This is a genomic window from Streptomyces sp. KPB2 (assembly GCF_003950055.1).
In the GTDB taxonomy this organism is placed as follows: domain Bacteria; phylum Actinomycetota; class Actinomycetes; order Streptomycetales; family Streptomycetaceae; genus Streptomyces; species Streptomyces salinarius.
This window is the reverse complement of record NZ_CP034353.1, coordinates 3,372,698-3,387,304: the sequence shown is the minus strand read 5'-3', so window position 1 is coordinate 3,387,304 and position 14,607 is coordinate 3,372,698. Positions and strand designations below refer to the sequence as shown.

The 14,607-nt window shown below is 67.3% G+C and carries 28 protein-coding genes; 26 read left to right on the top strand and 2 right to left on the bottom strand.

The window, feature by feature from the left end; translation table 11 throughout:
* The first annotated feature begins 18 nt into the window (after positions 1-18).
* Positions 19-348: a cupin domain-containing protein gene (locus tag D1J63_RS14815; RefSeq protein ID WP_125629226.1), complete on the top strand. Its 330-nt coding sequence runs from the start codon at positions 19-21 to the stop codon at positions 346-348.
* Between the two features lie 29 nt (positions 349-377).
* Here the strand turns inward: D1J63_RS14815 and D1J63_RS14810 are convergent, their stop codons facing one another.
* Both D1J63_RS14810 and D1J63_RS14805 read right to left on the bottom strand, forming a co-directional pair.
* Entirely contained in the window at positions 378-737 is a 360-nt protein-coding gene (locus D1J63_RS14810; RefSeq protein ID WP_125629225.1) for a hypothetical protein, read from the bottom strand.
* A 53-nt stretch (positions 738-790) separates the two neighbouring features.
* Complete coding sequence (locus D1J63_RS14805) at positions 791-1,150, bottom strand: MerR family transcriptional regulator (RefSeq protein WP_125629224.1); 360 nt, start codon at positions 1,148-1,150, stop codon at positions 791-793.
* Positions 1,151-1,635: 485 nt separating this feature from the next.
* Between D1J63_RS14805 and D1J63_RS14800 the strand changes: the two genes are divergently transcribed.
* From D1J63_RS14800 to rplO, 25 genes are all read left to right on the top strand, one after another.
* A complete protein-coding gene (locus D1J63_RS14800; RefSeq protein WP_125629223.1) occupies positions 1,636-2,283 on the top strand; it encodes a hypothetical protein in 648 nt (215 codons plus the stop codon).
* A 16-nt stretch (positions 2,284-2,299) separates the two neighbouring features.
* Positions 2,300-2,632 carry a hypothetical protein gene (locus D1J63_RS14795; protein WP_125629222.1) on the top strand — a complete coding sequence of 111 codons (333 nt, stop codon included), beginning with the start codon at positions 2,300-2,302 and terminating at the stop codon, positions 2,630-2,632.
* Entirely contained in the window at positions 2,629-3,597 is a 969-nt protein-coding gene (locus D1J63_RS14790) for an SUKH-3 domain-containing protein (protein WP_125629221.1), read from the top strand. The genes D1J63_RS14795 and D1J63_RS14790 overlap by 4 nt, the downstream gene beginning before the upstream one ends.
* Before the next feature lie 93 nt (positions 3,598-3,690).
* A complete protein-coding gene (locus tag D1J63_RS37160) occupies positions 3,691-4,383 on the top strand; it encodes a hypothetical protein (protein WP_241235566.1) in 693 nt (230 codons plus the stop codon).
* A gap of 415 nt (positions 4,384-4,798) precedes the next feature.
* Positions 4,799-5,107, top strand: coding sequence for a 30S ribosomal protein S10 (gene rpsJ, locus D1J63_RS14780; protein WP_003948644.1), 309 nt, complete (start codon positions 4,799-4,801; stop codon positions 5,105-5,107).
* Between the two features lie 16 nt (positions 5,108-5,123).
* Complete coding sequence (rplC, locus tag D1J63_RS14775) at positions 5,124-5,768, top strand: 50S ribosomal protein L3 (protein ID WP_102929061.1); 645 nt, start codon at positions 5,124-5,126, stop codon at positions 5,766-5,768.
* A gap of 8 nt (positions 5,769-5,776) precedes the next feature.
* Complete coding sequence (gene rplD / locus D1J63_RS14770; protein WP_125629220.1) at positions 5,777-6,433, top strand: 50S ribosomal protein L4; 657 nt, start codon at positions 5,777-5,779, stop codon at positions 6,431-6,433.
* Entirely contained in the window at positions 6,433-6,852 is a 420-nt protein-coding gene (rplW, locus tag D1J63_RS14765; protein WP_007443985.1) for a 50S ribosomal protein L23, read from the top strand. The genes rplD and rplW overlap by 1 nt, the downstream gene beginning before the upstream one ends.
* A gap of 40 nt (positions 6,853-6,892) precedes the next feature.
* Positions 6,893-7,729, top strand: a complete 837-nt coding sequence (gene rplB / locus D1J63_RS14760; protein WP_030400225.1) for a 50S ribosomal protein L2 — start codon at positions 6,893-6,895, stop codon at positions 7,727-7,729.
* A gap of 12 nt (positions 7,730-7,741) precedes the next feature.
* Positions 7,742-8,023 (top strand): 30S ribosomal protein S19, encoded by a 282-nt coding sequence (rpsS, locus tag D1J63_RS14755; RefSeq protein ID WP_003974263.1) that lies wholly within the window; start codon positions 7,742-7,744, stop codon positions 8,021-8,023.
* 42 nt (positions 8,024-8,065) lie between these two features.
* Positions 8,066-8,413 (top strand): 50S ribosomal protein L22, encoded by a 348-nt coding sequence (gene rplV / locus D1J63_RS14750; protein ID WP_003974262.1) that lies wholly within the window; start codon positions 8,066-8,068, stop codon positions 8,411-8,413.
* Entirely contained in the window at positions 8,413-9,243 is an 831-nt protein-coding gene (rpsC, locus tag D1J63_RS14745) for a 30S ribosomal protein S3 (RefSeq protein WP_061443024.1), read from the top strand. The genes rplV and rpsC overlap by 1 nt, the downstream gene beginning before the upstream one ends.
* Before the next feature lie 5 nt (positions 9,244-9,248).
* Positions 9,249-9,668, top strand: a complete 420-nt coding sequence (gene rplP / locus D1J63_RS14740) for a 50S ribosomal protein L16 (protein ID WP_003974260.1) — start codon at positions 9,249-9,251, stop codon at positions 9,666-9,668.
* On the top strand, positions 9,668-9,892 hold the full coding sequence (gene rpmC, locus D1J63_RS14735) for a 50S ribosomal protein L29 (protein ID WP_007494763.1): 225 nt from the start codon (positions 9,668-9,670) through the stop codon (positions 9,890-9,892). The genes rplP and rpmC overlap by 1 nt, the downstream gene beginning before the upstream one ends.
* Positions 9,892-10,179 (top strand): 30S ribosomal protein S17, encoded by a 288-nt coding sequence (gene rpsQ / locus D1J63_RS14730; protein ID WP_019329634.1) that lies wholly within the window; start codon positions 9,892-9,894, stop codon positions 10,177-10,179. Before rpmC ends, rpsQ begins: the two co-directional genes overlap by 1 nt.
* A gap of 107 nt (positions 10,180-10,286) precedes the next feature.
* Positions 10,287-10,655, top strand: coding sequence for a 50S ribosomal protein L14 (rplN, locus tag D1J63_RS14725; RefSeq protein WP_003974257.1), 369 nt, complete (start codon positions 10,287-10,289; stop codon positions 10,653-10,655).
* Between the two features lie 2 nt (positions 10,656-10,657).
* Positions 10,658-10,981: a 50S ribosomal protein L24 gene (rplX, locus tag D1J63_RS14720; RefSeq protein WP_003992365.1), complete on the top strand. Its 324-nt coding sequence runs from the start codon at positions 10,658-10,660 to the stop codon at positions 10,979-10,981.
* Positions 10,981-11,538, top strand: a complete 558-nt coding sequence (gene rplE, locus D1J63_RS14715) for a 50S ribosomal protein L5 (RefSeq protein WP_003974255.1) — start codon at positions 10,981-10,983, stop codon at positions 11,536-11,538. Before rplX ends, rplE begins: the two co-directional genes overlap by 1 nt.
* Positions 11,539-11,543: 5 nt before the next feature.
* The gene (locus D1J63_RS14710) at positions 11,544-11,729 is read left to right on the top strand and encodes a type Z 30S ribosomal protein S14 (protein WP_003948630.1); all 186 of its coding nucleotides are present in this window, start codon (positions 11,544-11,546) and stop codon (positions 11,727-11,729) included.
* Positions 11,730-11,940: 211 nt separating this feature from the next.
* On the top strand, positions 11,941-12,339 hold the full coding sequence (rpsH, locus tag D1J63_RS14700) for a 30S ribosomal protein S8 (protein ID WP_026248232.1): 399 nt from the start codon (positions 11,941-11,943) through the stop codon (positions 12,337-12,339).
* A 24-nt stretch (positions 12,340-12,363) separates the two neighbouring features.
* Positions 12,364-12,903: a 50S ribosomal protein L6 gene (rplF, locus tag D1J63_RS14695; RefSeq protein ID WP_030145478.1), complete on the top strand. Its 540-nt coding sequence runs from the start codon at positions 12,364-12,366 to the stop codon at positions 12,901-12,903.
* 3 nt (positions 12,904-12,906) lie between these two features.
* Entirely contained in the window at positions 12,907-13,290 is a 384-nt protein-coding gene (gene rplR / locus D1J63_RS14690) for a 50S ribosomal protein L18 (protein WP_052839849.1), read from the top strand.
* 43 nt (positions 13,291-13,333) lie between these two features.
* Entirely contained in the window at positions 13,334-13,939 is a 606-nt protein-coding gene (gene rpsE / locus D1J63_RS14685) for a 30S ribosomal protein S5 (RefSeq protein ID WP_003974251.1), read from the top strand.
* 2 nt (positions 13,940-13,941) lie between these two features.
* Entirely contained in the window at positions 13,942-14,124 is a 183-nt protein-coding gene (gene rpmD, locus D1J63_RS14680; RefSeq protein WP_003974250.1) for a 50S ribosomal protein L30, read from the top strand.
* A 2-nt stretch (positions 14,125-14,126) separates the two neighbouring features.
* Positions 14,127-14,582, top strand: a complete 456-nt coding sequence (gene rplO / locus D1J63_RS14675) for a 50S ribosomal protein L15 (protein ID WP_023547373.1) — start codon at positions 14,127-14,129, stop codon at positions 14,580-14,582.
* Positions 14,583-14,607 lie beyond the last annotated feature (25 nt).

Below are 14,607 nucleotides of genomic sequence, written 5' to 3'. Positions count from 1 at the left end.
CCGACGACACTGGCGCCCATGCGGAAACTCTCCCTCGACGCCCTCGCCCGCGAACACCTCGAACAGGCCGCGGCCTCCTCCAGCGGCCGCAGCGCCACCACGGTCCACGGCGGCCACGAGCTGGTCCTGCGCCAGACCCTCCTCGCCCTGACCGCCGGCACCACCCTCGCCGAACACGAGAACCCCGGCGAGGCGACCGTCCAGGTCCTGCGCGGCCGCGTCCGCCTCACCAGCGGCGACGATTCCTGGGAGGGCCGCACGGGCGACCTCATCCTGATCCCCCCGGCCCGCCACAGCCTGGATGCCCTGGAGGACTCGGCAATCCTGCTGACGGTGGCGAAGCGCTGAGCGACTCGCCCATCAGCTGCGGCAATGCCTCAGTGGTCGGAGTAGCTGAAGTCGCCCACGGTCCAGGCGCTGACGTCCTCGATCGCCACGCGGTACATCCCGCCGGTCTCCGGGATGCCCATCGTGCCCTGGAGGATCCGGGCGACGTGGAAGTGCAGGTGCGTGGGCGCCGCCGCCGTCTCCGCCGGAGCGTCGAACACGGCGGAGAAGGCGCCCAGGTCAGTGGAGCCGGTCAGTACCTCCGACACCCTCTGGCGCCACACGGACTCGGGGGCCAGACGACCGGTGATGACGGCGCCGTGGGTGACCACGGTCAAGGACATGCGACTGCTCTGCGCGGACTCCACACGGGCAGCAATGTCAAGGAGCAGCTCATCGGGCTTCGACATGAGTACGGATTTTATCCGCAGGCCCGTCCGCTCGAAACGGCCGGCCGGTGGCACTACCGGGCAGGGCGGGCGGTACTTCCCGGCTCGCCCCGGGATGCCCCGGCGCCACCGCGGCGCAGCTCCTCGTTGATGCGCTGAGCCTCTTCGAGCTGGTCTTCCAGGATGATGATGCGACAGGCCGCGTCGATGGACGTTCCCTGGTCGACCATCTCGCGGGCGCGAGCGGCGATGCGCAGCTGGTAGCGGGAGTAGCGGCGATGTCCCCCCTCCGAGCGCAGGGGCGTGATCAGCCGGGCCTCGCCCAGGGCGCGCAGGAAGGCCGGCGTGGTGCCCAGCATCTCGGCCGCCCGCCCCATGGTGTACGCGGGGTAGTCGTCGTCGTCGATCGGGTCGAGCGGTGTGTCTGCGGTCATCTGCACCTCTGTTTGTGGAACGCGTCGAGGGGCCTTGGTGCCGTACGGCACCAAGGCCCCGAGGGATTTGTAACACCATCCGCCGGCCTACTGCACGGCCGGCCTTCTGTTGCGGGATCGCGGATGCGTGACCGTGAGACCACCTTCCGTTCCGGGGTCTGCGGTACCCGGTGAGAACGTGCTCGCCGGGCGATCCTGATGGCGTCCTCCTCCTTCTTCTTCTCTGTTCGCATGCGGGCAGTTCGTCTCTGCCGCGCCCTACGGACTTTCTTGGCTACGACAGAAGACTAACCACAGCCGCAGCCGCATGTCTACATCAGCCACTACAGATTTTCCCCCAAGCAGGTGAGTGACTTTCTGTACCGGGAGAGCACGCGGCGCCCGCCGCGCCCCCCGTACCGGACACCACCAGCCCCCGGGCCGCCGATCAGTGGGACGATGACGCTTCAGCCGATCGAGCGACGCGCGGGGAGGCCGGGCACGACATGGCCCGTTACACGGAGGCACTGACCGTCGAACGGGGCGGTTTCCGTATCAAGGTCCCGGACTCCTGGTGGGAGTTCGACGTACGCCCGGAGTCCCGGGACGACTCGATCCGCCGCATGGTCGACGACCGAATACGCCGGCACCCGGAACTGAAGCCCTCCCGGTCCGCGTACGTCACCTTCCTCCAGAAGGCGGCGTCCGACGCGTGGAAGTCGGGTGCGCTGTACTGCGGTTGCATGGCCGAGAGCTTCGGCGGCGACACCCCGATCACCGGCTCGGTCACCGTCTCCCTGGTCGGCGGCCGCACGTCCTCCGGCGACCCCCTCCCCACCGACCCGGCCGCCATCGCCGGCCAGTTGGCGGCCAAGGAAGCCAGGAAGCCCGGCGACTCCTGGCGCAAGGTCACCACGGTCGACATCCCCGGCGTCGGCCCCGCCGCCCGCACCCAGGGCGTCGAGGACATCCCGGTCCCGGACGACGCCCTGAACCGCACGGTCCGCGCGGTCCTCATGCAGACGTACATCCCGGTCCCCGGCCAGGAGGGCAAGGTCGCCCTGGTGTCGGGCAGCAGCCAGGTCCTCGACCTCGCGGACTCCTTCTTCGACATCTTCGACGCGATCACGTCCACGTTCCGGTTCGTGGGCTGAGGGGGGCGGGGGAGCGGTGACCGCGGAGTTCGTCCTCGACCTGGACGAGGGCATGCTGGAGTACTTCCGCGAGATGGCGAACGTCCTCGTGGACCGCTGCGGCATCTCCCGCCCCGAGGCGGTGGCGAGGATCAACCGCCAGTACGCGGACCTGGAGATCGCCCCGTACCCGGACCTCATGTGCCACGAGGCACCGGAGTTCTGGGCCCTGTCCGCCTACTACGGCCGTGGCGACCACCTGCTCCCCCCGACCGGCGACCCGGACGCCGACGCCCACATCGACTTCTCCCGCCTGCCGATCCATCCGGCCCCGGCCCGGGACTCGCGCTTCTGGACGCTGAACGGATGAGACGGCGGTGGATGTCACGCACGGAGCAAGTGCTCCGCCGAGCGGGCTGGCGCCCGGGCCGCTCGGTCCCCACGGCCACCTGGGAGTCGATCCTCCATGACCGCGGCTCCTTCGTCGCCTATGACGCCGCACGCCGCTTCCTCTCCGAATTCGGCGGCCTGGTGACGTACGGCTGGCCCGCCGACTCGATCACCACGTCGGCGGCCATCCGGTTCGATCCCCTCGTGGCGGAGTGGCAGCACGAGCGTCTGGCGGAGGCGGGCAGGGACGCGGGAGCGCGCTTGTACCCCGTGGGTGCCAGCGACGAGGGCGTCGGCTTGTTGGGCATGAGCGAGGCCGGCGCGCTCCACCTCGTGAGGGACCGAGTGAAGTTGCTGGCCTCGACCACCGACAGGGCCCTGGACCGCCTCGTGGATGCCCACAGGCACCGGTCCCACCTCTGGGTCCCTGCCGAGCCTCGGTCCGATCACGCGTTCTGGCAGCGGCTCGACACCGCGGTCACCGGCCCGGAGGCCGGTCCGGACGCGAAGCCGCGGTGGTCCGGGGAAACGGAACGGTTGCTGAGGGCGGGCGGCTGGTTTCCGGATCGGTCGGTCCCCACCGACACGTGGGAGGGCATTCTGCTGGAGATCGGCCAGTTCGAGATGCCCGAATCCGCCAGGCGTTTCCTGGCCGAGTTCGGTGCCGTGACAGTGCCCTACCGGAGCCCACGGACGTCGATGCCCTGTCCGGAATTTTCTCTGGACCCGCTGCTGGCCTTCTGGGACGCCGAGATCATCGAAGACCTCAGTGAACAGGCGGGCGTCACTCTCTACCCCATCGGCATGCGCGACCGCAGGAACCGGCACCTGCTCATGGCCGAGGACGGCGCGGTCTACGAGGGCATGGACTCGGTCTGGCTGCTGGCCCCCACTCCGGACCAGGCCGTGGAGCGCCTCACCGGAGGGGTCGGCAGAGTGGCGTAGGCCACTGACAACTCGGCGCAGTCGGCAACGCACTTGGCGCCCTGGCCGGCGGAGCCGTCTTTCTTCGAACTTCTGCGCCTTGTAAGTTCACGTGTGCGTACAGGCGTTGATGATGCGGCGCGTGAGTTGACGGGGGTTGCGGGGATGGTGGGCCACAGGCCGAGTGACTGGCATGTCCTGGACCTGGACAAGGACCCGACGCCGGGGGATCCACAGCGGGTGCGCACGCTCGCCAAGACGCTGCACGACTTCGCCGACGACGTCTCGGAGGCGTTGCGTCTGGTGAAGGGCATGGCGGGCGAGACGCGGACCTCAACTACATCAAGAAGTGAGAACTTCGCCGTCAGGGTGCTGGCCACCCCGCCCCCGAGCCGGAGCGAAGGCGCCGGCGAAGCCTTGGGTTGCATCAGAGTGGGGGAGTTCGAGGAGCGTTTCCCCATGAGCCTGAGCCACTGGAGCGTCGTCCAGTATGAAGCGAGCTGGCGGCGATGCCTGGGGCTACTCGTCGAAGGTGGGCCGGACACGACATCGTGCCTCGTCACGTCGATCACAGACCCGGCGAACAGTAACTTTCTCTTCTGCTGGCCCCTGTACAGATCCGGAAGCGTCATCTACGTGCAGAACTCGATCATCTTCCTGAACGAACTGGCGGAGGAGTTCGCTCCCGACGAGCCCTGGCGCTTCGTGGAGCCGCGGTCCACGGTCGACGAAGACGGGCAGGCGATCTCCGAGTGGCGGACGACCGTTCAGGACGTGGAGGAGTTCCTCCGTACTGGGGCGCTCTGAGGCGCGTCGGTACACCCCCTCGGTGACGTGGGGTACAGTCATCCGCTTCGATTGGCCAGCCCCGCGCCCCGTATGGCAGACTAGCGGGGTTGCTCGGTCGAGTGCCGATGCTGCGCGCCTCCCGCCGGGGGGACCGGAAGCGAGTCCCACAGTACTCGTCGTCCCTGTTCAGGGGCGGACGTACGGGAATCTTCCGGGAAGCGTCAGCGGGGTTCCGGCCAGGCACCCGGTGGGCCTCTCGCCCCCGGTCCGCGGTTCCGGAAGGGCCCGCACTCCCATTGCAGGGAAGTCCCGAAAAGGGACATCCATGTCAGCGGGAGCGCGACACGCCCGACCGCGTGGGTCGGAGGGGGAGCGGAATGGACAAGGACCACCGGGTCCAGAGCGTTACGAGAGACAGGACTACTGAGTAGCCATGGCGGGACAGAAGATCCGCATCCGGCTCAAGGCCTACGACCACGAGGTCATCGACTCCTCGGCGAAGAAGATCGTCGAGACGGTGACCCGCACTGGTGCGTCGGTCGCGGGCCCGGTGCCGCTGCCCACTGAGAAGAACGTGTACTGCGTCATCAAGTCGCCGCACAAGTACAAGGACTCGCGCGAGCACTTCGAGATGCGCACGCACAAGCGCCTGATCGACATCCTCGACCCGACCCCCAAGACCGTTGACTCTCTGATGCGACTCGACCTCCCGGCCGGTGTCGACATCGAGATCAAGCTCTGAGGCCGGTGATCTGAAGATGACGAAGCAGATCAAGGGCATCCTGGGCGAGAAGCTCGGCATGACGCAGGTGTGGGACGAGAACAACCGCGTTGTTCCGGTCACCGTCGTCAAGGCCGGCCCCAACGTCGTCACCCAGGTCCGCACGAACGACGTCGACGGCTACGAGTCCGTCCAGATCGCGTTCGGCGAGATCGACCCGCGCAAGGTGAACAAGCCCCTCAAGGGCCACTTCGCCAAGGCCGACGTCACCCCCCGCCGCCACCTCGTCGAGATCCGTACGGCCGACGCCGCCGAGTACACCCTCGGTCAGGAAGTCACCGCCGAGGTCTTCGAGGCCGGCATCAAGGTCGACGTGACCGGCAAGAGCAAGGGCAAGGGCTTCGCCGGTGTCATGAAGCGTCACAACTTCAAGGGCCTCGGCGCCGGACACGGCACCCAGCGCAAGCACCGCTCGCCCGGTTCCATCGGTGGCTGCGCCACCCCGGGCCGCGTGTTCAAGGGCCTCCGCATGGCCGGCCGCATGGGCAACGAGCGGGTCACCACCCAGAACCTGACCGTCCACGCCGTTGACGCGGAGAAGGGTCTGCTGCTCATCAAGGGCGCGGTTCCCGGTCCGAACGGCGGCCTCGTCCTGGTCCGCACCGCGGCCAAGGGGGCCTGAGGTAACCGATGAGCACTGTTGACATCCTTTCGCCGGCCGGCGAGAAGACCGGAAGCGTCGAGCTGCCCGAGGGCATCTTCGGCGTGGAGAAGGTCAGCATTCCGCTGATCCACCAGGTCGTCGTCGCGCAGCTGGCCGCTGCCCGTCAGGGCACGCACAAGACCAAGACCCGCGGCGAGGTCCGTGGTGGCGGCAAGAAGCCGTACCGCCAGAAGGGCACCGGCCGCGCCCGTCAGGGTTCGACCCGTGCGCCGCAGTTCGCCGGCGGTGGCGTCGTCCACGGTCCCGTGCCGCGTGACTACTCGCAGCGGACCCCGAAGAAGATGAAGGCCGCGGCCCTGCGCCACGCCCTCACCGACCGGGCCCGCCACAACCGCATCCACGTCGTCTCCGGCGTCATCGAGGGCGAGACCCCGTCCACGAAGGCCGCCCGGACGCTGTTCGGCAAGATCTCGGAGCGCAAGAACCTGCTCCTGGTCGCCGACCGCAGCGACGAGGCCGCGTGGCTGTCCGCCCGCAACCTGCCCCAGATCCACATCCTGGAGCCGGGCCAGCTGAACACGTACGACGTTCTCGTCTCGGACGACGTGGTCTTCACCCAGGCCGCCTTCGAGTCCTTCGTGTCCGGCCCCAAGGCTGCTGACACCGAAGGGAGCGAGGCCTGATGGCTACGCGTCACCCGAGCATCGCCTCCAAGGCGGCCAAGGCCGCCAAGGCCGCGCGCGTCGCCAAGGCGCGCCGCCACGAGGCCGAGGGCAAGAACACCGTCGTCACCCCGGCCAGCAAGGCGTTCACGGACCCCCGTGACGTGCTGCTGAAGCCGGTCGTGTCCGAGAAGAGCTACGCGCTCCTCGACGAGAACAAGTACACGTTCATCGTCGCGCCGGGCTCCAACAAGACCCAGATCAAGGAGGCCGTCCAGGCGGTCTTCTCGGTCAAGGTCACCGGGGTCAACACGATCAACCGCCAGGGCAAGCGGAAGCGGACCCGCACGGGCTTCGGCAAGCGTGCCGACAGCAAGCGCGCGATCGTGACCCTCGCCGAGGGCGACCGTATCGACATCTTCGGCGGTCCGACCTCCTGACGGAGGTCCGGATCGTCCGGAATCGGACGAGGACTGAGAAATGGGAATCCGCAAGTACAAGCCGACGACGCCGGGCCGCCGTGGCTCCTCCGTCGCCGACTTCGTCGAGGTCACGCGGTCCACGCCGGAGAAGTCGCTGGTCCGCCCGCTGCACAGCAAGGGCGGCCGTAACAACGCCGGTCGTGTGACCGTTCGCCACCAGGGTGGCGGACACAAGCGCGCCTACCGCGTCATCGACTTCCGTCGGCACGACAAGGACGGCGTGCCGGCGAAGGTCGCGCACATCGAGTACGACCCCAACCGCACCGCGCGCATCGCGCTGCTGCACTACGCCGACGGCGAGAAGCGCTACATCCTCGCCCCGCGCAACCTGCAGCAGGGCGACCGCGTCGAGAACGGTCCCGGGGCCGACATCAAGCCGGGCAACAACCTGGCGCTCCGCAACATCCCGGTCGGTACCACGATCCACGCGATCGAGCTCCGTCCCGGTGGCGGCGCCAAGTTCGCCCGCTCCGCCGGTGCCTCCGTGCAGCTGCTCGCGAAGGAGGGCTCGATGGCCCACCTGCGCATGCCGTCCGGAGAGATCCGCCTGGTCGACCAGCGCTGCCGCGCCACGGTCGGCGAGGTCGGCAACGCCGAGCAGAGCAACATCAACTGGGGCAAGGCGGGCCGCAAGCGGTGGCTGGGCGTTCGCCCGACCGTCCGTGGTGTGGTCATGAACCCGGTGGACCACCCGCACGGTGGTGGTGAGGGCCGGACCTCCGGTGGTCGTCACCCCGTGTCCCCGTGGGGCAAGAAGGAAGGCCGTACTCGTTCGCCCAAGAAGGCGTCGAACAAGTACATCGTCCGCCGCCGCAAGACGAACAAGAAGCGCTAAGGACGGGTTGAGATGCCTCGTAGCTTGAAGAAGGGACCCTTCGTCGACGACCACCTGATCAAGAAGGTGGACACGCAGAACGAAGCCGGTACCAAGAACGTCATCAAGACCTGGTCCCGTCGCTCGATGATCGTCCCGGCGATGCTCGGCCACACGATCGCGGTGCACAACGGCAAGACCCACATCCCGGTGTTTGTCACCGAGTCCATGGTCGGCCACAAGCTCGGCGAGTTCTCGCCGACGCGCACCTTCCGGGGTCACGTCAAGGACGACCGGAAGTCGAAGCGCCGCTAACAGCGGGGTGGAATGACCATGACAAACACTGAAGGGACAACCATGGAAGCCAGGGCCCAGGCGCGGTACATCCGCGTCACGCCCATGAAGGCCCGCCGCGTGGTGGACCTCATCCGTGGCATGGATGCCACGGAGGCTCAGGCGGTCCTGCGTTTCGCCCCGCAGGCCGCGAGCGTGCCGGTCGGCAAGGTGCTGGACAGCGCCATCGCCAACGCCGCGCACAACTACGACCACACCGACGCCGACAGCCTCTTCATTTCCGAGGCGTACGTCGACGAGGGCCCGACCCTGAAGCGGTTCCGTCCGCGCGCCCAGGGCCGCGCCTACCGGATCCGCAAGCGGACCAGCCACATCACCGTGGTCGTCAGCAGCAAGGAAGGAACCCGGTAATGGGCCAGAAGGTAAACCCGCACGGGTTCCGGCTCGGTGTCACGACCGACTTCAAGTCGCGTTGGTACGCCGACAAGCTGTACAAGGACTACGTCAAGGAAGACGTCGCCATCCGTCGGATGCTGACGTCCGGCATGGAGCGCGCCGGCATCTCCAAGGTCGAGATCGAGCGCACCCGTGACCGCGTCCGCGTGGACATCCACACGGCTCGTCCGGGCATCGTCATCGGCCGCCGCGGTGCGGAGGCCGACAAGATCCGCGGTCAGCTCGAGAAGCTCACCGGCAAGCAGGTCCAGCTGAACATCCTCGAGGTCAAGAGCCCCGAGACCGATGCCCAGCTGGTCGCCCAGGCCGTCGCCGAGCAGCTCTCCTCCCGCGTCTCCTTCCGTCGCGCCATGCGCAAGAGCATGCAGGGCACGATGAAGGCCGGCGCCAAGGGCATCAAGATCCAGTGCGGTGGCCGCCTCGGTGGCGCCGAGATGTCCCGCTCGGAGTTCTACCGCGAGGGCCGTGTGCCCCTGCACACGCTCCGCGCGAACGTGGACTACGGCTTCTTCGAGGCCAAGACGACCTTCGGCCGCATCGGTGTGAAGGTCTGGATCTACAAGGGCGACGTCAAGAACATCGCCGAGGTCCGCGCCGAGAACGCCGCCGCCCGCGCCGGCAACCGTCCGGCCCGTGGCGGCAGCGACCGCCCGGCCCGCGGTGGCCGCGGTGGCGAGCGTCGTGGGCGCAAGCCGCAGCAGCAGCAGGCTCCGGCCGCCGAGGCCCCCAAGGCCGACGCGCCCGCCGCTGCCGCTCCGGCTGAGAGCACCGGAACGGAGGCCTGACCGTCATGCTGATCCCCCGTAGGGTCAAGCACCGCAAGCAGCACCACCCGAAGCGCCGTGGTATGGCCAAGGGCGGTACGCAGGTTGCGTTCGGCGAGTACGGCATCCAGGCCCTCACGCCGGCGTACGTGACCAACCGCCAGATCGAGGCGGCCCGTATCGCGATGACCCGCCACATCAAGCGTGGCGGCAAGGTCTGGATCAACATCTACCCGGACCGCCCGCTCACGAAGAAGCCGGCCGAGACCCGCATGGGTTCCGGTAAGGGTTCTCCGGAGTGGTGGATCGCGAACGTGCACCCGGGTCGGGTCATGTTCGAGCTGTCCTACCCCAACGAGAAGATCGCCCGTGAGGCGCTGACCCGTGCGGCCCACAAGCTGCCGATGAAGTGCCGGATCGTCAAGCGCGAGGCAGGTGAAGCGTGATGTCGGCCGGTACCAAGGCGTCCGAGCTGCGCGAGCTGGGCAACGAGGAGCTTCTGGCGAAGCTCCGCGAGGCCAAGGAAGAGCTGTTCAACCTCCGCTTCCAGGCGGCCACGGGTCAGCTCGAGAACCATGGCCGTCTCAAGGCGGTCCGCAAGGACATCGCCCGGATCTACACCCTCATGCGTGAGCGTGAGCTCGGCATCGAGACGGTGGAGAACGCCTGATGAGCGAGAGCAACGTGACTGAAGAGACGAAGGCCGCCCGCGGCTTCCGCAAGACCCGTGAGGGTCTGGTCGTCAGCGACAAGATGGACAAGACCGTCGTCGTCGCCGTCGAGGACCGCGTCAAGCACGCGCTGTACGGCAAGGTCATCCGCCGTACGGAGAAGCTGAAGGCGCACGACGAGCAGAACGCCGCGGGTGTCGGCGACCGCGTCCTCCTCATGGAGACCCGGCCGCTGTCCGCGACGAAGCGCTGGCGCGTCGTCGAGATCCTCGAGAAGGCCAAGTAAAAGATCTCCTGCGGGGCATTCCCCACAGGACAGTTCCGCCAGGCTCCGGGAGCCGCTCACCCAGGTGATCGGCTCCCGGGGAACCGGCAGACATTCAGGAGATAGACGTGATCCAGCAGGAGTCGCGACTGCGCGTCGCCGACAACACGGGTGCGAAGGAAATCCTCACCATCCGTGTGCTCGGTGGCTCCGGTCGCCGCTACGCGGGTATCGGTGACGTCATCGTCGCCACCGTCAAGGACGCGATCCCCGGTGGCAACGTGAAGAAGGGTGACGTCGTCAAGGCGGTCATCGTTCGCACCGTCAAGGAGCGCCGCCGTCCGGACGGCTCGTACATCCGCTTCGACGAGAACGCCGCCGTCATTCTGAAGAACGACGGCGACCCTCGTGGCACCCGTATCTTCGGCCCGGTCGGCCGTGAGCTGCGCGAGAAGAAGTTCATGAAGATCATCTCCCTCGCGCCGGAGGTGCTGTGAGCATGAAGATCAAGAAGGGCGACCTGGTCCAGGTCATCACCGGTAAGGACAAGGGCAAGCAGGGCAAGGTCATCGCGGCCTTCCCCCGCGAGGACCGCGTCCTGGTCGAGGGTGTCAACCGGGTCAAGAAGCACACCAAGGCCGGTCCGACCGCTCGCGGTTCGCAGGCCGGCGGCATCGTGACCACCGAGGCCCCGATCCACGTCTCCAACGTCCAGCTGGTCGTGGAGAAGGACGGCAACAAGGTCGTCACGCGCGTCGGTTACCGCTTCGACGACGAGGGCAACAAGATCCGCGTTGCCAAGCGGACGGGTGAGGACATCTGATGGCTACCACCACCACTCCGCGTCTGAAGACGAAGTACCGCGAGGAGATCGCGGGCAAGCTGCGTGAGGAGTTCTCCTACGAGAACGTCATGCAGATCCCCGGCCTCGTGAAGATCGTGGTCAACATGGGTGTCGGCGACGCCGCCCGTGACTCGAAGCTGATCGAGGGCGCGATCCGCGACCTGACCACCATCACCGGTCAGAAGCCGGCCGTCACCAAGGCCCGCAAGTCCATCGCGCAGTTCAAGCTGCGTGAGGGTCAGCCGATCGGTGCCCACGTCACGCTCCGTGGCGACCGCATGTGGGAGTTCCTGGACCGCACCCTGTCGCTCGCGCTGCCGCGCATCCGCGACTTCCGCGGCCTGTCCCCCAAGCAGTTCGACGGCCGTGGCAACTACACCTTCGGTCTCACCGAGCAGGTCATGTTCCACGAGATCGACCAGGACAAGATCGACCGCACCCGGGGTATGGACATCACCGTGGTGACCACGGCGACCAACGACGCTGAGGGCCGTGCGCTCCTCCGTCACCTCGGCTTCCCCTTCAAGGAGGCGTGAGCGAGATGGCGAAGAAGGCTCTGATTGCCAAGGCTGCTCGTAAGCCCAAGTTCGGTGTCCGCGGCTACACGCGCTGCCAGCGCTGCGGCCGTCCGCACTCCGTCTACCGCAAGTTCGGCCTGTGCCGCGTGTGCCTTCGTGAGATGGCTCACCGTGGCGAGCTGCCGGGCGTGACCAAGAGCTCCTGGTAATCCGGTAATCCCGGGTTATTCAGACTCTCGGTAAGCATCTGGGTCGGCAGAGGCCCGCCTCCGCATGCCGTAGGCTTGCGGGGTTGGGCGTCTGCCGCGCCCGTACGACTTACTACGCCGTAGGTCCACCGCGCCGCACCCGTCCCGTCTCGGATCGGGGAGAGGGATGGCGCACCAGGAAACCCCGGCGAGAGAGGCCGAAGGCCAATTCATGACCATGACTGATCCGATCGCAGACATGCTTACGCGTCTGCGGAACGCGAACTCGGCGTACCACGACTCCGTGACGATGCCGGCGTCCAAGATCAAGTCTCACATCGCGGAGATCCTCCAGCAGGAGGGCTTCATCACGGGCTGGAAGACCGAGGACGCCGAGGTCGGCAAGAACCTCGTCCTCGAGCTGAAGTTCGGCCCGAACCGTGAGCGCTCCATCGCGGGCATCAAGCGGATCTCCAAGCCCGGTCTCCGGGTTTACGCGAAGTCCACCAACCTGCCCAAGGTGCTGGGCGGCCTCGGCGTGGCGATCATCTCCACGTCCCACGGGCTCCTCACCGACAAGCAGGCCGGCAAGAAGGGCGTAGGCGGAGAAGTCCTCGCCTACGTCTGGTAACGGAAGGGAACGGAGGAAACAGCTATGTCGCGCATCGGCAAGCTCCCCATCGCGGTTCCCGCCGGCGTGGACGTCACCATCGACGGCCGTACGGTCTCGGTCAAGGGCCCCAAGGGCACGCTGACCCACACCGTCGTGGCGCCGATCGACATCGCCAAGGGTGAGGACGGCGTTCTGAACGTCACCCGCCCCAACGACGAGCGTCAGAGCAAGGCCCTGCACGGCCTGTCCCGCACGCTGGTGGCGAACATGATCACCGGCGTGACCCAGGGTTACGTGAAGAAGCTCGAGATCAGCGGTGTCGGTTACCGCGTGCTCGCCAAGGGTTCGAACCTGGAGTTCTCCCTCGGCTACAGCCACCCGATCCTCGTCGAGGCCCCCGAGGGAATCACCTTCAAGGTGGAGAACCCGACCCACTTCTCGGTCGAGGGCATCGACAAGCAGAAGGTCGGCGAGGTTGCGGCCAACATCCGCAAGCTGCGCAAGCCCGACCCGTACAAGGCCAAGGGCGTCAAGTACGAGGGCGAAGTCATCCGCCGCAAGGTCGGAAAGGCGGGTAAGTAAGCCATGGCATACGGACAGAAGATCCTCAAGGGCGACGCCTACAAGCGCGCCGCGATCAAGCGCCGCCACATCCGGATTCGCAAGAATCTCTCGGGTACGGCGGAGCGTCCCCGTCTGGTCGTTACCCGCTCGAACCGCCACATCGTCGCCCAGGTGATCGACGACATCAAGGGTCACACCCTTGCGTCGGCGTCCACCCTGGACACGTCGATCCGCGGCGGCGAGGCCGACAAGTCCGCGCAGGCCAAGCAGGTCGGCGCCCTGGTCGCCGAGCGCGCCAAGGCCGCCGGCATCGAGGCCGTCGTGTTCGACCGTGGTGGCAACCAGTACGCCGGGCGCATCGCCGCCCTGGCGGACGCCGCCCGCGAAGCCGGTCTGAAGTTCTGAGCCGGTTCCGTAACGCTAGCGGAAACAGAGAGAGGTAATTCCAATGGCTGGACCCCAGCGCCGCGGCAGCGGTGCCGGTGGCGGCGAGCGGCGGGACCGGAAGGGCCGTGACGGTGGCGCAGGTGCCGCCGAGAAGACCGCTTACGTTGAGCGCGTCGTCGCGATCAACCGCGTCGCCAAGGTTGTGAAGGGTGGTCGTCGCTTCAGCTTCACCGCGCTGGTCGTGGTGGGCGACGGTGACGGCACCGTGGGTGTCGGATACGGCAAGGCCAAGGAGGTGCCGGCCGCCATCGCCAAGGGCGTTGAGGAGGCCAAGAAGCACTTCTTCAAGGTCCCCCGCATCCAGGGCACCATCCCGCACCCCATCCAGGGTGAGAAGGCTGCCGGCGTCGTGCTGCTCAAGCCCGCGTCCCCCGGTACCGGTGTGATCGCCGGTGGTCCGGTGCGCGCCGTGCTCGAGTGCGCCGGTATCCACGACGTGCTGTCGAAGTCGCTCGGCTCCGACAACCAGATCAACATCGTGCACGCGACCGTGGAGGCCCTCAAGGGCCTGCAGCGTCCCGAGGAGATCGCGGCCCGCCGTGGTCTGCCGCTCGAGGACGTCGCCCCCGCGGCTCTTCTCCGTGCGCGTGCCGGGGCGGGTGCGTAATCATGGCGCAGCTCAAGATTACGCAGGTCAAGTCCTACATCGGCAGCAAGCAGAACCACCGTGACACCCTGCGTTCCCTTGGTCTCAAGGGGATCAACACGCAGGTCGTCAAGGAGGACCGCCCCGAGTTCCGCGGCATGGTGCACACCGTCCGCCACCTCGTGACGGTCGAGGAGGTCGACTGATCATGGCGGAGCAGAACCCGCTCAAGATCCACAACCTCCGTCCCGCCCCGGGCGCCAAGACCGCCAAGACCCGTGTCGGTCGTGGTGAGGCGTCGAAGGGTAAGACGGCCGGTCGTGGTACGAAGGGTACGAAGGCCCGTTACCAGGTTCCGGAGCGCTTCGAGGGTGGCCAGATGCCCCTCCATATGCGCCTTCCGAAGCTGAAGGGCTTCAAGAACCCGTTCAAGACCGAGTTCCAGGTCGTGAACCTCGACAAGCTGGCCGCGCTGTACCCCGAGGGTGGCGAGGTCACCGTCGAGGGCCTGGTGGCCAAGGGTGCCGTTCGCAAGAACAGCCTCGTCAAGGTCCTCGGCCAGGGCGAGATCTCCGTGGCGCTGCAGGTGACGGTCGACGCCGTCTCCGGCTCCGCCAAGGAGAAGATCACCGCCGCCGGCGGTACCGTCACCGAGCTCGTCTGAACCCATCAGGCGTCTCGATGACTTG

Coding starts and splice junctions, on each gene's coding strand:
- D1J63_RS14800 (WP_125629223.1), top strand. CDS start 1,636: ATGGCCCGTTACACGGAGGCACTGACCGTCGAACGGGGCGGTTTCCGT.
- rplX (WP_003992365.1), top strand. CDS start 10,658: ATGAAGATCAAGAAGGGCGACCTGGTCCAGGTCATCACCGGTAAGGAC.
- rplB (WP_030400225.1), top strand. CDS start 6,893: ATGGGAATCCGCAAGTACAAGCCGACGACGCCGGGCCGCCGTGGCTCC.
- D1J63_RS14710 (WP_003948630.1), top strand. CDS start 11,544: ATGGCGAAGAAGGCTCTGATTGCCAAGGCTGCTCGTAAGCCCAAGTTC.
- D1J63_RS14805 (WP_125629224.1), bottom strand. CDS start 1,150: ATGACCGCAGACACACCGCTCGACCCGATCGACGACGACGACTACCCC.
- rplV (WP_003974262.1), top strand. CDS start 8,066: ATGGAAGCCAGGGCCCAGGCGCGGTACATCCGCGTCACGCCCATGAAG.
- rplW (WP_007443985.1), top strand. CDS start 6,433: ATGGCTACGCGTCACCCGAGCATCGCCTCCAAGGCGGCCAAGGCCGCC.
- rplP (WP_003974260.1), top strand. CDS start 9,249: ATGCTGATCCCCCGTAGGGTCAAGCACCGCAAGCAGCACCACCCGAAG.
- rplC (WP_102929061.1), top strand. CDS start 5,124: ATGACGAAGCAGATCAAGGGCATCCTGGGCGAGAAGCTCGGCATGACG.
- rpsE (WP_003974251.1), top strand. CDS start 13,334: ATGGCTGGACCCCAGCGCCGCGGCAGCGGTGCCGGTGGCGGCGAGCGG.
- rpsS (WP_003974263.1), top strand. CDS start 7,742: ATGCCTCGTAGCTTGAAGAAGGGACCCTTCGTCGACGACCACCTGATC.
- rpsQ (WP_019329634.1), top strand. CDS start 9,892: ATGAGCGAGAGCAACGTGACTGAAGAGACGAAGGCCGCCCGCGGCTTC.
- D1J63_RS14810 (WP_125629225.1), bottom strand. CDS start 737: ATGTCGAAGCCCGATGAGCTGCTCCTTGACATTGCTGCCCGTGTGGAG.
- rplO (WP_023547373.1), top strand. CDS start 14,127: ATGGCGGAGCAGAACCCGCTCAAGATCCACAACCTCCGTCCCGCCCCG.
- rplD (WP_125629220.1), top strand. CDS start 5,777: ATGAGCACTGTTGACATCCTTTCGCCGGCCGGCGAGAAGACCGGAAGC.
- rpsJ (WP_003948644.1), top strand. CDS start 4,799: ATGGCGGGACAGAAGATCCGCATCCGGCTCAAGGCCTACGACCACGAG.
- rpmC (WP_007494763.1), top strand. CDS start 9,668: ATGTCGGCCGGTACCAAGGCGTCCGAGCTGCGCGAGCTGGGCAACGAG.
- rplR (WP_052839849.1), top strand. CDS start 12,907: ATGGCATACGGACAGAAGATCCTCAAGGGCGACGCCTACAAGCGCGCC.
- rplE (WP_003974255.1), top strand. CDS start 10,981: ATGGCTACCACCACCACTCCGCGTCTGAAGACGAAGTACCGCGAGGAG.
- rpsH (WP_026248232.1), top strand. CDS start 11,941: ATGACCATGACTGATCCGATCGCAGACATGCTTACGCGTCTGCGGAAC.
- D1J63_RS14815 (WP_125629226.1), top strand. CDS start 19: ATGCGGAAACTCTCCCTCGACGCCCTCGCCCGCGAACACCTCGAACAG.
- D1J63_RS14790 (WP_125629221.1), top strand. CDS start 2,629: ATGAGACGGCGGTGGATGTCACGCACGGAGCAAGTGCTCCGCCGAGCG.
- rpsC (WP_061443024.1), top strand. CDS start 8,413: ATGGGCCAGAAGGTAAACCCGCACGGGTTCCGGCTCGGTGTCACGACC.
- rpmD (WP_003974250.1), top strand. CDS start 13,942: ATGGCGCAGCTCAAGATTACGCAGGTCAAGTCCTACATCGGCAGCAAG.
- rplF (WP_030145478.1), top strand. CDS start 12,364: ATGTCGCGCATCGGCAAGCTCCCCATCGCGGTTCCCGCCGGCGTGGAC.